Below are 14,639 nucleotides of genomic sequence, written 5' to 3'. Positions count from 1 at the left end.
AGGCTTGCACGCAACCCTTACCATATCCACCCACTGGCGAATTTTTGCGACGCTGCCCTTTGCTGTGGCAGAACGGAGGCTGAGATGACCACTGCATGTGATGAGAAACATATCGAATTGAAGCCGATTTCGAACTGCAGACGAGAGGTCGAAGTCGCGATGGTGGAAATGCTCGTCGGTTTGCAGAAACGGGGATGGTCGGCTGCGGAATTGGCATTGGAGCTCGCGGACGCCTCCGAAGATCTCGTCATGCTGATCGCGACCAAAAAGCTTCGACCGCATTAATGCCCGTCGCCCGGACGTGCGGCGGTTCCGGGATAACAACACGCAAAACAAAGAACTGATGGGCATCGCATGAATCGAGTTTCATGCGATGCCCATTAGAAATAAGATCGCGGGGAATTATGTTTCTGTCCAGATGAGACGGTCGCGCTATCAGGCGCGGCGCAGTGATTTCCAGCGCCCTGTCACGTCAGTCGTCACGCCGCAGATGGCTTGACCATGCCCCAGCCCCGCATCGATGCGGGTGCCAAGCCTCCCCCGGCCGCGTTTCCTCCACAGCCGAACTGTTTCTGTCGTTGCGGTCCTCTCTTGTCTACTAATTTTCGATACGCTAATTTATGCAAGAATGAGTTGCATCCGTTTGTGCCGCTTCGATAGCGGCGGATGGCTGCAGAAGCGATCACCTCGGATGCCAACATGATCTGGAACCATCGCATCACGCGCATTATTGTCGGCCTGCTGCTGCTGACACTCGTGACTGTCGTCTCATTGCCGACGATCACCGGCTTTACCAGCCTTGATGGCACGGTCAATGCGCGGTTTGCTGTCGTGAATGCCCCGATCGACGGCACGATCGCGGAAGAACCCCTCAAGGCCGGCAGCCCGGTCAAAGCAGGACAATCCCTCGCAGAAATCAGAAATACGCGCGTCAATCGCGCAATCCTCGCGTCGCTCGAGGCAGATCGCAATACGGCGCTCGACCGCGTCGCGGCGCTGAAAAAGGAACGGGAGGAACTCTCCGCGCTTCGCGAGGAATTGTCTGCCAGATTGGAAGTCTACAAGCAGACCACCATTGCCAATCTAGAACGCGAAGTCGAAATCCTGCGGAAGAAAGTCGAAGTGTCGCAAGCGCAGGATCTGGTCGCGCAGGTTGACCTGAGCCGCCGGATGCAGCTCGAGTCTAAAGGCATTCTGACGCAGAAACTGGTTGAGGCCGCACGTGCCGCTGGAGCTGCGACCGGCGGCGAGGTCGAAATCAGCAATCTGACTGTCGATCAATTGCAACAAAGGCTCAATGCCGTTCGCCAGGGCATCTTTGTCTTCGGCGACGGACAGAATGACGTGCCCTATTCGCGACAACGCGAGGACGAGGTCATCGTTCGCATCAACGACTTGAACTCGCGCATAGCGGAAAATGAGACGCGAGCCGCCGAAGTTCAAAAGCAGCTGGTCAAAGAGGCAGACCGCGTCAGCAGCCTTGAATCCGCAACCGCACGAGCGCCGTTCGACGGCGTTGTTTGGACCAGGAGTATCGTCAACGGTTCCAACGTGGTGCTGAATGACGAGCTGATGCGTCTCCTCGACTGTCGAGAGCTGTTTGTGGATATCCTTGTTCCTGAGGTCAATTATGACGAGATCTATCCGGGGCTTGTCGCCCAGGTGCGCTTGTTCGGCCGCAGCGATGTCTTCAAGGGCACGGTCATCTCCGTCAGAGGCAGTTCGGCTTCAATCGAGACCGATTCCTTCGCCGCCAGTTTGCCGCCGTCGACACAACGCAATGCCCGCATTCGGGTTCGCCTCGATCCATCCTTCATGAACGACGACTTTGCGAACTCCTGCCAGGTGGGACGCACAGTGCAGGTGCGGTTTTCCAAACACGGCATCAACCTATCCAATTGGGTCAAAAACCTGTGGTTCAGTATCTTGTAGCGCTGATTCCGACCTTTGCCGTTCTGGCCTTCTTTTTCCTGGGGCCGTTCAATTGGTCGCGCCGTCACACCTGGACACGGGCGGTGACCTGCGCCTTTGTCGCCGCAGTCGCATTGCGATACATGTACTGGCGCCTGACGGAGACAGTGCTTCCCTATCCCGACGGCGGTCCGAGTTTCTACTGGGTCTGGATGCTCTTTGCCGTCGAGGTCCTGGCCTGCGTCGAAGTCATCCTTTTTCTGGTATTGATGAGCCGCTACGTTGACCGCAGCGCAGAAGCGGACAGGCTGGCGTGCGTTTTCTTTGCGCGGGACCAGCGTGAGCTGCCGACTGTCGATGTTTTCATTCCCACCTATAACGAGCCGCTCGACGTGCTCGAGAGAACCATCATTGGCGCCCGCTCGCTGGATTATCCCGCCGGCAAATTGAATGTGTATGTGCTTGACGATCAACGCCGGGATTGGCTGAAGGCCTATTGCGAGGAGAAGAACGTCATCCACGTCACGCGCGGCGACAACAGCCATGCCAAAGCGGGAAATATGAACAATGGGCTGAAGGTCAGTTCGGGCGAGTTCATTGCGATCTTCGATGCCGATTTTGTTCCCTATCGCCATTTCCTGCGCCGGACGCTGCCCTTCTTTTGCGATCACAGCATCGGCATCGTCCAGACGCCGCAACATTTCTTCAACGTCGATCCGGTGCAATCGAACCTCGGCCTGGAGAATATCTGGCCGGACGAGCAGCGCCTGTTCTTCGACGAGATCGCCCCCAGCCGAGACGCCTGGGACGTCAGCTTCTGCTGCGGGTCATGCTCGATTGCCCGCCGCAAGGCCGTCGACGCAATAGGCGGATTTCCGACCGAGTCGATCACGGAAGACCTGCTGACAACTCTTTCGATGCTCAACAAAGGCTACAAGACGCGCTACCTGAACGAGCGGCTATCGATGGGACTGGCCGCCGAAAACCTGACCGGCTACTTTGTGCAGCGCGAACGGTGGTGTCAGGGGGGTATTCAAACCCTTTATCTGTACAATGGTCCGCTGCGCGGCCCGGGATTGACGCTCTTTCAACGGATCATGTTCCTGCCGGCATCATGGCTGGTGCAGTATCTGGTCCGCTTCACGATCTTGCTCGTCCCCATCGTCTATCTCTGGTTCGGCCTGCTCCCGCTCTATTTCACCGATATAGCCGATTATGTCGCGCATCAGGTGCCGCTGCTGGCGGCGTATTTTCTGCTGATGCTGTGGATAACGCCGACACGCTATCTGCCTGTGGTTTCGAGCGCCGTCGGGACCTTTGCGACATTCCGCATGCTGCCGACCGTGGTCTCCAGCCTGGTGCGGCCATTCGGCAAGCCGTTCAGGGTAACGCCGAAGGGCAGCGGCAATGAGGCGAACCAGTTCGACCGCTACAGCTTCGCCTGGATCGCAAGCATCGTCACGGTCACCGTCCTTGGTCTGCTGGTCAACGTCGTGCCGGAAACGTCGCATGTGCAAGGCCAGTTTTCGCCGGTCGCGGCCTGGTGGTCAGGGATCAATATCGTCGTCCTGCTCATCGCGTCACTGATCTGCTTTGAGAAACCCCGGCGCCTGTTTCATGCGTTCAAGCTCGATGAGCCCGCCACCGTCGACGATGTCCCCGGCCAAATCGTCAGTCTGGCACTGGATAAGGCGGTCGTTGCAGTCCCCAACATGGCCCGATTTCAATCCAAATCGGTCATGCTGAAATTGCCGGGCTTCGCCCCATTCAAAACGGAACTCGGACAGGTCACTCAACGACGACGGAGCGTCAGTCGCAGCGGCGACAAGCAAGCCTATTACCTGCACCTCTATTTCGAACTCAGCGGCGCTGCGCGCGACAACATGATTGTCAAACTCTACACCGGCCAATATTCGCGGGATATTCGCGACATCGACAAGGTTGCCGTCTCGCTTAACCTGCTGTTGCGGTCATTCGGGCGAACGCGCACCTTGTAGCCCGGCTCATGAGAGAGGTCGCCCGCGTCTTTGACGACGTTGGCCTCGCTTGATTGCCTTGAAGGGATCCGAACCGGCGGCCTGTTGTAGCGAAAGCCTTGTGCCTCGCAAAAGTGCCGACAGAAGATGTTGCGGTACAAATTTTGGCTGAGCCGCAAGTCGACGAATGTCGGGAACTCTCGATCCCGATGCGTGACCAGTTCCTATTGACCCATTTCCCACTCTGGCAAATCTGCTTCCAGTGAATCAATTGCGGCTGGCGGCGATCAGCGCGTGCGCCGCATCGCGGAGCAAACCCGTCGCCTCGCCGGGTTCGAAGACCTGCATGCTGACAAAAGCGCCGTTGATCAGAACTGCGAGTTGCCCGGCAAGCCGGTCGGGTGCGGCGACCGCCAGTCGCCCGGCGATGGTCTTCAGGCGGCGGCGCATTTCACGCATATGGGCTTCGGCGACTTTGCGGGCGGGGTGACCGGCTTCCGGAAACTCGGCAGCGGTGTTGATCTGCGGGCAGCCGCGGTAATTGTCCCGCCCGACCCGTTCGCCGATCCATTCGAAATGGGCGTCGAGTTCGGCCCCGGCGTCATGCGCGTGCTGTTCGGTGATCCGATCCCAAGTGCTCCAGAAGTCCATGTCCTCGCGCTTGAGAAAGGCCGCGATCAAATCGTCCTTTGTGCCGAAATGGCGGTAAAGACTGGTTTTGGCGACGCCGGATCTTTCCACCACCAGATCGACGCCGACGGCGCGGACGCCGCGCCGGTAGAAGAGTTCCGATGCCGTCTCGAGAATTCTGTCCCGGACCTCGTTGACGGCAGGGGCAGGTGTGTTCGCTGTACTTTTGGTCATTCGCTTATCTCCAATTCCGCCACACTAGCAGAAAGTTGGTTGACACGCTACAGACCTGTATGTTTTATAGAGGGCAGACAGGTCTGTAGCGCAGGAGAGAGCAATGACCATGCATCAAGCCGACATCATCAGAACAACCCAGGCCGTCGCGGTCTTCGGCGCGAACGGCCATACCGGCCGTTTTGTCGTCGCCGAACTATTGCGGCGCGGGCTGAAACCGATTGCGATCGGAAGGAGTCTCGGGCGATTGGCCGAAGCGGGTTTTCCGGAACGTGGCGTCGAATGCCGTGAAGCCGCGATAGAGGATGACGCGGCGCTGGACAGGGCGCTCGCCGGCGTGGCAGCGGTCATCAACTGCGCCGGCCCGTTCATGGACACGGCCGACGCGGTCGTGCGTGCCGCGTTGCGGGCCGACATCCACTATCTCGACGTAACGGCTGAACAGCCGAGCGTACAGGCCACGTTCGACCGGCATGAGGCTGCGGCCGCAAAAGCGGGCGTCGTCGTCATCCCGGCTATGGGATTTTACGGCGGCCTGACCGATCTGCTGGTGGCAGCGCTGATGAACGAATGGCAGCATGCCGACACGATCGAAGTCCGGGTTGCGCTCGACAGCTGGCTGCCGACAAAAGGCACGCGCGTGACCGGCGAGAAAAACAAGGCGCAGCGCCTGGCCGTCAGCGGCGGAAAGCTTGGGCCCGTGCATCAGCCGCCGGCCGAGAAGGTATCCGTCTTGCCGGCCCCGTTCGGCCGGCAGACATTCGTCGAGCTTCCATTTTCGGAAGTACCGCTGATCGCCCGCCACATCAGGACCATGGAACTGCACAGCTTTCTCAGCACGACAGCCCTGCGCGATGTTCGCGATCCCTCGACGCCCTCGCCCCAGGCCATCGATGAAACCGGGCGTTCGGCGCAGCGCTTCGCCGTCGAGGTGATCGTCACGCAAGGCGACCTGCACCGCCGGATTCTCGCCCAGGGACAGGACATCTATGCCGTCACGGCGCCAATCATCTGCGAAGCGGTCCAGCGTATTCTGTCGGGCGACATCCGTGACACCGGCGCAAAGCCACCGGCTGCCATTTTCCATGCCGCGAGTTTTTTGGGCGCGCTCGGCCCCCATCTGTCGGTTGAGACATCGATATCGACGGAGACGCCGGGGATCACCGGAACGGCACGATAATGCTTGCGGGTTTCGTCGATCGCAACCGATGCCACGTCGTTTCCTCAGAGGTCAGAGACCGAGCTGCCAGATCTCGGCGGCGAGCACATTGCCCTCGGCTGCGATGATTCGCGCAGCGCTCACGCCTTTGAAGCCGGGCAGCCGCTTGGTTCCCGTCCAGCGGCCATCGTCGGCGAAAACCTCGATCGAGCCCGCATCGAGGAAGATCCGGATGGCCGAGGGGCGTGCGCCGGCGGCGATATAGCGGGGTGAAGCCTTGGCATTCGCCACCGAGAAGGGGATGCTAAGCCCCTCGTCACTCAACTGAACCGCGACCGTTGCCTCGGGATGTTCGAGATCGAGGCGGAAAGTGCTGCCGGCTTGCCTGAGAGTCAGCAGGATTTCGACGGAGCCGTTGGCGAGATCGACGGTCCGGCCATCCAGAAGACCTGCGGCATCCAGCTGGCGCTGCCGCAGGCTTTCGACACTTGACACCGGCGGCGTGATCAGCGCACCGCCTTGCAAGGCCAGCCGGCGCGGCAGGGTCATTGCCGTCGGCATGTCGATCTCTCTGGATATATCCGTCCAGTTCGCAAGCCAGGCGATGCCGACCGGGCCGGCATTGTCGACGAAGGCCTGGAAGGCGTAGGCATCGGTGCCGAAATCCAGTTCCTGTTCGAATTCGACCGAGAAGCTGCGGCCATCGAAACGGCCGACGGTCGCAAGCGTCATGTTGCGCCGGCCGGTTGCCGGGTCGCGGCTGGTCAGCAGACCGAAGATCAGCGCCCAACGCGTCGAGGGGTCGTTGGCGGGACCGTCGAGCGGCACCATGCAGGGGCACTCCGCCGCCGTCATCCCGAAGCGGTTTTCGCGGTGAAGCGTGCCGAGGAAGGTCCATCCCGCCGCCGCGGCCGGATCGTCGGTTTGATAAAGCAGGATGACGCCGCCCTCGCGGTCTCGCGTGCCGAGCAGCATCTTCCAGTTGCCGTCGGGGCCCGAGAAAACGTAAGGGTCGCGGAAGTCGGTCGTCAGGCCGAGCCCAGCGGGACGCGCCGGCAGGATCAGGCTCGCCGGCTCAATATTAACAAGATCGCGGCTGATGGCGGTGAACTGAACCTGTTCCTCCGGTTCCCGATCTTTCATATGCTCGGTGAAGAAAATGCGAAGGCCGGTTTCATCGCAAGGAAGCGCGATCGCGGAGCCGGAAAATGCCCCGCCCCGCCCGTCGGCCCGGGCGGCGAGTTGATCCGAAGGCGGAAGAAAGATCGGCAGATGCGTCCAGCGAAGATAGTCCTTCGAGACCGCATGACCCCAGTGCATGTTGTTCCACCGAAGACTATGGGGATAGTGCTGGTAGAAGAGATGCAGCTTGCCGCCGAACCGTCCAAAGCCGTTGGGATCGTTCATCCAGCCGAAAGGCGGGCGGAAATGATAGCCGCCCGAAACTTCGGGGGCCGCATTGGCGGGGCTGACATGCAGCAGCCGGACGCCTTCTTCGAGAACGCGCGGCGGGAGGAAGGCATAGAGGACCGAGACCTCGGTCGTCGCGGGATCATAGGAGAAGGCGGTCTCTCCGCCGCTTTGCAGCGTCAGCAGCCGGAACTCGAACTCATGCGGATTTGATGTTTCGACAGCGCCGGCCGGGTCCCCATCGACATGTGCCGTCAGCCTGCCCGGTGCGCCGTTATGCAAGGCCTTGATCCAGGCATGGATTGTGGACCCCGCGGCCAGGACGGCGCTGATCGTCTCCAGCCCCACTTCATCGGAGCGAGAAATCGTTTGGCTTGTCATCAATTCAACCTTTCACGGCAGAGCCGATAAAGGAACTCACGAACCAGCGCTGGAATGCGAGGTAGAGCCCCAGGATCGGGATCATCATCAAAACGGAGGCGGCCATCGCCCGATCCCAGTAGATGCTGTCCTGGCCGAAGAAGGTGGCGATGGCCACCGCGATCGGCCGGGCATAATCGGTCTGCGTCACCAGGATCGGCCAGAGATACTGGTTCCAGGTCTCGATACCCATGAGGATCGACACGGTGGCGAGTGCCGGCAGGCTGAGCGGCAGGAAGATGGAGCGATAGGCCCGGAAAAAGGAGGCGCCGTCGATTTCGGCGGCTTCAAGTAACTCCTTCGGCAGCTGCGCGAAGAACTGGTAGAACAGGAAGATATAGAGCGGGCTGGCGACCCAGGGCACGATCTGCACCGCGAAGGTATCGGACATACCCGCCCTTGAAACCATGATCACCAGCGGCATGATGATGCTTTCCTGCGGGATCACATAAAGCGCGATCACGATCGACAGGATGACGGCGCGGCCCCTGAGCGATCCCCAGGCCAGGACAAAGGCGGCCATCGAATTCACGATCAGGCCGGAACAGACCGTTGTGACCAGGATGATTAGCGAGTTGATGAGGTAGCGCCCGAAGGCGAGTTCGCCCGAGAGGTGGCCGACCTCGGCATAATTGGAGAGCGTCGGGTTCGACACCCAGAAGGCCCGGAAGCTGCCCATATCGGCCAGGATCTGAAACCGGTCGTCCTTCAGGCTCGCCACGACCAGCAGCAGCAAGGGAGACACGATCACCAATGCGATGATGAAAATGCATATCGTCTGGATGATGCGAAGAACCGCTGCGGCGGAAGGGCGCCGCGCTGTGCGGGCCTGCGGCATTGAGAGTGCGATGTCAGACATCGAAGCGCCTCAGGAGCTGGCGCTGGATCAGCGCGATGACGAGAACGATCACGAACAGGATGACCGAGACGGCGGAGGCATAGCCCATCTTCTGCTCTTCGAAGCCGGCGCGCACCATGTAGTGCACCACCGTTTCGGTACTGCTCTTCGGCCCGCCCTGCGTGAGAATGGCGACCTGGGTATAGAGCTTGAAGGCCTGGATAGTGGTGATCACCAGCACGAAGACATGGGTCGGCCGCAGGCCGGGCATGGTGACATGCCAGAAGCGCCGGAAAGCATTGGCGCCGTCGATCTTGGCGGCGGCGTAGAGTTCATCAGGAATGCCCTGAAGGCCGGCGAGATAGACGATCATCTGGAAGCCGTAGGCCTGCCAGGCCGAGAGCAGCACGAGCGAGAACATCGCCCATTGCGGATCGCCGAGCCAATCGATCGGCTGGATCGCCCCGCCTGAGAGGAAGCCGAGGATCTGGTTAAAGGGGCCTGTCGGATACTGGAACAGGGTACCCCAGATGACGCAGACGACGACCATCGAGGTGATCGCCGGCAGGAAGAACATGCCGCGCAGCAGATTGCGGAGCGGCAGCTTCTGATGCAAGAGCAGCGCCGTTGCGAAGGCGAGGCCGCACTGCGCCGGAATGATCCAGAAGGTGAAGCGCGAGACGTTCCAAAGGGCCGTCCAGAAAAGGTCGTCCTGGAAGATGCGGATGAAATTGTTGAACCAGATGAACCGGACCGGCGTCGGGCGCGGCACCAGAGGCTGGTTGGTCATCGCCGTCCAGAAGGACAGGAGGAACGGTACGATCAGAAAGAGGGTCAACAGGATGACGGCCGGCGCCAGCATGGCCGCCTCCTGCATCAGCCGTCCCTTGTCATGCCGGCGCGCCGGGGCCTTTCGAACGAACGTCGAAGATGTCGATTGCTGCAGCACCATATAGCTCCTCCTTTCGCAATTTACTGCCGGTCCCGCCCGCCCGTCGACGTCTGCTGGAGACATCGCCGGGCCGCGACCTGGCGGTGGCGATGACGCCTATTGCTCGTCGCCGAATGGCGGATAGCCGTCATTGTCCTCGATATCCTGATCGATCTTCTTGGCGGCCGACGCTAGCGCCTCCTTGGGATCGCCGCCATTGAAGGCCTCGTCGACGGCTTGCATGAAGGCGGAGGTGATCGTCGGATAGGCTGGGTGCGGCGGGCGCGCGACGGCCGTCTTCGATGCCTGTTCGAAGGCGATCGCCATCGGACCGCCGGCGGCATAGAGCGGAGATTCGGCGGCGAAGCTCTTCAGGCCGGGATAGCCCGACTGGCTGGCGACGTAAGTGCGGAACTCCTTGTCCTTGAGCAGGAAGCTGATGAACTTTCCTGATATATCGGGATGCGCCGAGGTCTTGGTGACCGCCCAGATCCAGGTGCCGTCGGGGCTCGCGCCCTTGGCGCCGAATTTCGGAAGCGGCAGCACGACGATGTTGTCCTTCATGGTCGCGGCGGCTTCCGCATAGACCCAGTGTCCGCCGAGCGCCAGCGCCGCCGGATTGCCTTCGGCGAAGAACTGATTGGTCCCGGCCGACTGCGGCACGATCCAGCCGTTCTTGACCCATTTCTGCATCATCGCCAGCGCATCGACGCAGGCGTCGCTATCCAGCGTGCCCTCGGATTTCCAGGCCTTGCGGTCGATGAGGTCGCAGCCGGCCGATTGGAGGATCGGGCCATAGGCATAGGTGATCCATTCGGTCTTGATGCCGTAGCCGCGGAAGGTGTCGATCGGCCACTTGACGCCGTCGAGCTTGGAAAGCTTCTCGAGATAGGTTTCGAACTCTTCCCGGGTCCAGGCATCGTCGACGGATTTCGGGATGCGGGCGCCGATCGCTTCGAGATATTTCTTGTTGCCGTAAAGAACGACGGAGGAATCGGTCAGGCCGATCGCATAGAGGTCCTTGTCGATCGGGTATGTGCCCTGGGCGATGTTGGACTCCGTCATGTCGTCGAGGACATCCTTGTCGATCAGCGGCTTGATCGGCTGAAGATAGCCCGACCAGACGTAATTGGCGAGGAACGGTGCATCGAGCTCCATCACATCGGGCAGCTGCTTGGCCATGACGGCGGCGCTGAACTTCTCGTTATAGGCATCATGCGGCGCATAGATGAACTGCACGTCGACATCGGGATTGGCTGCCTCGAACCGCTCGGCGACCTTGCCATAGGCAGCGACAAATCCTGGATCGCCCTGGTGCATGACCTGGATTACGGTTTTCTCGGCTGCCTGCGCCCCTATAGCTGCCAGGGCTGAGGACATGACCAGAGACCAAAGTAAACGTTTACCCATTAGAATTCCTCCTCCATTGAATGGGCCTATCTCAATTTATACGGATGCCCGCTCCACGAGCTGGAACGGCAGTTTCTGCACCCCGACCTGGATCCGGTCTTCGGCAAGCAGGATTTGCGCGGCCTGGCGGCCCATGGCGCGATGGGGAAGCGCCATGGTGGTCAGCGGCGGGTCGAGACGCGAGGCGATCTCGACCTGGTTGTCGAAACTCGCAACGGCGACGTCGTCGGGAATGGCCGCGCCTTCGCGGCGCAAAGCGGCATAAACTTCCATGGCCACGCGGTCATTGCCGCACAGGATGGCATCGGGACGCCGGGGGCCGTTCATCAGCGCATGCACATGCGTGGCCACGAGGCTGTGCGCCCGGTCGCTGTAGATCGCCTTGCTGACGGCGGGCAGGACGATGGCGCCGGCTCCGTCGATGCCGGCATGATCGAGCGCCTGCCGGAAGCCGAGTTCCCGGAGTTCGCCGGCGAGCAGCCCCGGCAGATTGATGAAGGCTATGTTGCGCCGGCCGGCATCGATGAGATAGTTGGTAATCTCCAGCGCCGCGCCCGTTTCATCGGGCACCAGCGAGGTCACGCGGTCGTTGGCATCCCGGCAGTTGATCATGACGCCGACGGCATCGGCAAATTCGGGCGGCAGGTCGACGCTCTTGTGATACATGGCAGCATAGGCGATCGCCCGCGGGCGAAAGCGCCGCATCTCATCGAGGATCGACGCCACGCTGCGATGGCCGCCGAGCGTCATGGCGAAAACGGCCATGTCGGCAGCGCGCACGGCGCCATCGAGCCCCCGGATGATCTCCGTCGCAAAAGGCGAAGTGATCAAGTCGTCTGCGACGAGACCGACAAGCGGCATCCAGCCTTGCCGCATGCTGCGTGCGGCGAAGTTGGTGACATAACCCAGCTCCTCGGCGATCTCCTTGATCCGCTGCCGAGTGTCTTCCGACATGCGGGCCGAGCCGCCATGCAAAGCACCTGACACCGTTTTAACGGAGACACCTGCACGGGCGGCTATGTCGTTGAGTGAGGCGGTCATGGGAACACATCTGGGTTATCGATTACCCAATGTGCTATCGCCTGTTTTGCGGGAAGTCAAGTTATGATAAAAGCGGTGCACGCAAAAACCCCGCCGAAGCGGGGTTTTTATGATGAGGCCGCTCAGTTGTTATGGGCGGCGCAGGCTTCGTCCATCGGTGTGGCGTTGCTGGTGCCGCCCTGCGTCTGGAGATTGGCCGAGTTGTTGACCGGGTTCGGGCACTTGGTCTTATCCATTTTCATCGTGCCGCCGGTCGTGGACCCGGTCGTGGTGGTGTCGGTTGCCATCGGCTTTTTGGCCTTCGTGTCGCTGGCTGCGCCGCCGCCCTGATCGGCCTGGTTCTTGTCGATCGTGGCGCCGGCCGGCGCCGGGTTGGACTGGGCGAAGGCCGAGGTGGCCATGCCGAGGGCGAAAAGCGAAGCCGCTACGAGTTTCATACGCATCTGGTGTCCTCCTTGGGATCTTGCGTGCTTGGCCTATCCACAACCTCGCCAGCACATCATTGTTCCCAAGCAGCAGCTAAACAAAAGCGCCCTACTTCGCGTAAAGCGCGCGCGACCGTTCGAGATGTTTGAGCAGCGCCATCTCCGAGCCGTCGACGTCGTTGGCTTCAAGGCGGTCGACGATTTCGTCGTGTTCGGCGAGCGTGAACTTTTCCTTGCCGGTCCAGATCAGCATCTCGGTATGATATTCCTTCAGCCAGGCAAGCATGGCTTCGCTGACGGCGACGTAGATCGGATTGCCGGAGATCTGGGCGATGCGGGTGTGAAACTCCATATCGGCGTCGATGAACTCTTCGGCCCGCCCGAGCGAGGCGCGCTGACGTTCGATGATGTCTCGGAGATCGCTGATATCGGTTGCGGAGGCGCGCTGGGCGGCCTCGCGGGCCATGCCGCGCTCGAAGAAGATGCGGGCGCTCTTCAGATGCTCGAGCGAATCCGCCGATTGCGACAGCATGATCTTGGCGGTGAGATCGACCTGGCGGAAGATCGATTTTGCCGTCAGCCGCAGCACCTTCGCGCGTTCGCCGTGCGAGATGCTGACGAGGCCCTTGTTGGCGAGCGACTGCATGGCTTCGCGGATTGCCGGCCGGCCGACGCCGAAGCGCTCCATCAGCACCCGCTCCGACGGCATTTCATCGCCGGGCTGAAGCTCGCCTGAGGTGATCATTCGCTCCAATCGATCAAACACTTCGTCGGAGAGTTTGCGGCGGACGATCTGTTCGAGGGGCTGGGTCATGAGATCTCGCTGGCTCAAAATGTCTCCTCCTAACAGTTTTCGGACCAAGGACAAAGCGCGCAGCGAAAATTTGCGCGGCCGAAGATTCCGCTTTTCATTAATTGGAATACTCATTATACCAGATCACAAGTTGACGCCATGACAATCTGCGTTGGCCGAGAGGAGCAGCCGTCCGTTCATGATGATTACCCTGACCTACCGCATCGAAACGGCCGGCAGCGTCGAGGCGATGGCTGAGAAGATCGCCAGCGACCAGTCGACCGGAACCTTCGTGCCTGTTCCCGGCGAGACCGAGGAGCTGAAGTCGCGCGTCGCCGCCCGGGTGCTGGCGATCCGCCCGCTCGAGGACGGGCGCCATCCGACCTGGCCCGAGGTCGCGCCCGGCACGCGGCTCCACCGCGCCGATGTCGACATCGGCTTTCCGCTGGATGCGATCGGCACCGATCTCTCGGCGCTGATGACCATCGCGATCGGCGGCGTCTATTCGATCAAGGGCATGACCGGCATCCGCATCGTCGACATGAAACTGCCGGAGGCGTTCAAAAGCGCCCATCCCGGGCCGCAGTTCGGCATCCCGGGCAGCCGCCGCCTCACCGGCGTCGAAGGCCGGCCGATTATCGGAACGATCGTCAAGCCGGCCCTCGGGCTGAGGCCACACGAGACGGCGGAACTCGTCGGCGAGCTGATTGGATCGGGCGTCGACTTCATCAAGGACGACGAAAAGCTGATGAGCCCGGCCTATTCGCCGCTCAAGGAGCGCGTCGCGGCGATCATGCCGCGCGTTCTCGATCACCAGCAGAAGACCGGCAAGAAGGTCATGTATGCCTTCGGCATCTCGCATGCCGACCCCGACGAGATGATGCGCAATCACGATATCGTCGCGGCGGCCGGCGGCAACTGCGCCGTCGTCAACATCAACTCGATCGGTTTCGGCGGCATGAGCTTTCTGCGCAAGCGCTCCAGCCTGGTGCTGCACGCGCATCGCAACGGCTGGGACGTGCTGACGCGCGATCCGGGCGCCGGCATGGATTTCAGGGTCTACCAGCAGTTCTGGCGGCTGCTCGGCGTCGACCAGTTCCAGATCAACGGCATCCGGGTCAAATATTGGGAGCCGGACGACAGCTTCGTCTCCTCCTTCAAGGCGGTCAGCACGCCGCTCTTCGACGCCGCCGATTGCCCGCTTCCGGTCGCAGGCTCCGGCCAATGGGGCGGACAGGCGCCGGAAACCTACCAGCGCACCGGCCGCACCGTCGATCTGCTTTATCTCTGCGGCGGCGGCATCGTCAGCCATCCCGGCGGACCGGCGGCCGGCGTTCGCGCCGTGCAGCAGGCCTGGCAGGCGGCAGTCGCCGACATCCCGCTGGAGGTCTACACCAAGGACCATCCGGAGCTTGCCGCCTCGATTGCGAAATTCAGCGACGGCAAGGGCGCGTGAACCAG

General features: G+C 61.2%; 13 protein-coding genes. 5 read left to right on the top strand and 8 right to left on the bottom strand.

What is annotated here, in order from left to right; all coding sequences use genetic code 11:
* Positions 1–84 precede the first annotated feature (84 nt).
* The 3 genes from ATY75_RS14480 (at position 85) to ATY75_RS14470 (ending at position 3,908) form a co-directional block, all read left to right on the top strand.
* Positions 85–285, top strand: a complete 201-nt coding sequence (locus tag ATY75_RS14480) for a hypothetical protein (protein WP_064843898.1) — start codon at positions 85–87, stop codon at positions 283–285.
* Positions 286–699: 414 nt separating this feature from the next.
* Positions 700–1,932: an HlyD family efflux transporter periplasmic adaptor subunit gene (locus ATY75_RS14475; RefSeq protein ID WP_064844957.1), complete on the top strand. Its 1,233-nt coding sequence runs from the start codon at positions 700–702 to the stop codon at positions 1,930–1,932.
* Positions 1,914–3,908, top strand: coding sequence for a glycosyltransferase (locus ATY75_RS14470; protein WP_088938088.1), 1,995 nt, complete (start codon positions 1,914–1,916; stop codon positions 3,906–3,908). The genes ATY75_RS14475 and ATY75_RS14470 overlap by 19 nt, the downstream gene beginning before the upstream one ends.
* 246 nt (positions 3,909–4,154) lie before the next feature.
* On the opposite strand, the gene ATY75_RS14465 is transcribed toward ATY75_RS14470, so the two are convergent.
* Positions 4,155–4,751, bottom strand: a complete 597-nt coding sequence (locus tag ATY75_RS14465; RefSeq protein WP_088938087.1) for a TetR/AcrR family transcriptional regulator — start codon at positions 4,749–4,751, stop codon at positions 4,155–4,157.
* Between the two features lie 103 nt (positions 4,752–4,854).
* On the opposite strand from ATY75_RS14465, the gene ATY75_RS14460 reads away from it, so the two are divergent.
* The gene (locus tag ATY75_RS14460; RefSeq protein WP_088938086.1) at positions 4,855–5,931 is read left to right on the top strand and encodes a saccharopine dehydrogenase NADP-binding domain-containing protein; all 1,077 of its coding nucleotides are present in this window, start codon (positions 4,855–4,857) and stop codon (positions 5,929–5,931) included.
* 51 nt (positions 5,932–5,982) lie between these two features.
* Here ATY75_RS14460 and ATY75_RS14455 read toward each other — a convergent pair whose 3' ends face one another.
* The 7 genes from ATY75_RS14455 to ATY75_RS14425 all read right to left on the bottom strand — a co-directional run bounded on the left by ATY75_RS14455 (position 5,983) and on the right by ATY75_RS14425 (position 13,199).
* The gene (locus ATY75_RS14455) at positions 5,983–7,701 is read right to left on the bottom strand and encodes a GH32 C-terminal domain-containing protein (protein WP_088938119.1); all 1,719 of its coding nucleotides are present in this window, start codon (positions 7,699–7,701) and stop codon (positions 5,983–5,985) included.
* 4 nt (positions 7,702–7,705) lie between these two features.
* Entirely contained in the window at positions 7,706–8,599 is an 894-nt protein-coding gene (locus tag ATY75_RS14450) for a carbohydrate ABC transporter permease (protein WP_064843893.1), read from the bottom strand.
* Positions 8,592–9,530, bottom strand: coding sequence for a sugar ABC transporter permease (locus ATY75_RS14445; protein ID WP_088938085.1), 939 nt, complete (start codon positions 9,528–9,530; stop codon positions 8,592–8,594). The genes ATY75_RS14450 and ATY75_RS14445 overlap by 8 nt, the downstream gene beginning before the upstream one ends.
* Positions 9,531–9,626: 96 nt before the next feature.
* Positions 9,627–10,919, bottom strand: a complete 1,293-nt coding sequence (locus ATY75_RS14440) for a sugar ABC transporter substrate-binding protein (RefSeq protein WP_088938084.1) — start codon at positions 10,917–10,919, stop codon at positions 9,627–9,629.
* Between the two features lie 36 nt (positions 10,920–10,955).
* Positions 10,956–11,960: a LacI family DNA-binding transcriptional regulator gene (locus ATY75_RS14435; RefSeq protein ID WP_088938083.1), complete on the bottom strand. Its 1,005-nt coding sequence runs from the start codon at positions 11,958–11,960 to the stop codon at positions 10,956–10,958.
* Positions 11,961–12,082: 122 nt separating this feature from the next.
* Positions 12,083–12,403, bottom strand: coding sequence for a hypothetical protein (locus tag ATY75_RS14430; protein ID WP_088938082.1), 321 nt, complete (start codon positions 12,401–12,403; stop codon positions 12,083–12,085).
* 91 nt (positions 12,404–12,494) lie between these two features.
* The gene (locus ATY75_RS14425; RefSeq protein ID WP_088938081.1) at positions 12,495–13,199 is read right to left on the bottom strand and encodes a transcriptional regulator NanR; all 705 of its coding nucleotides are present in this window, start codon (positions 13,197–13,199) and stop codon (positions 12,495–12,497) included.
* 178 nt (positions 13,200–13,377) lie between these two features.
* Between ATY75_RS14425 and oiaX the strand changes: the two genes are divergently transcribed.
* A complete protein-coding gene (gene oiaX, locus ATY75_RS14420; protein ID WP_088938080.1) occupies positions 13,378–14,634 on the top strand; it encodes a 3-oxo-isoapionate-4-phosphate decarboxylase OiaX in 1,257 nt (418 codons plus the stop codon).
* Positions 14,635–14,639: the final 5 nt, after the last annotated feature.

This window comes from Rhizobium sp. N122 (assembly GCF_002211295.1).
GTDB lineage: Bacteria > Pseudomonadota > Alphaproteobacteria > Rhizobiales > Rhizobiaceae > Rhizobium.
This window is presented reverse-complemented; position numbering and strand designations above follow the sequence as displayed.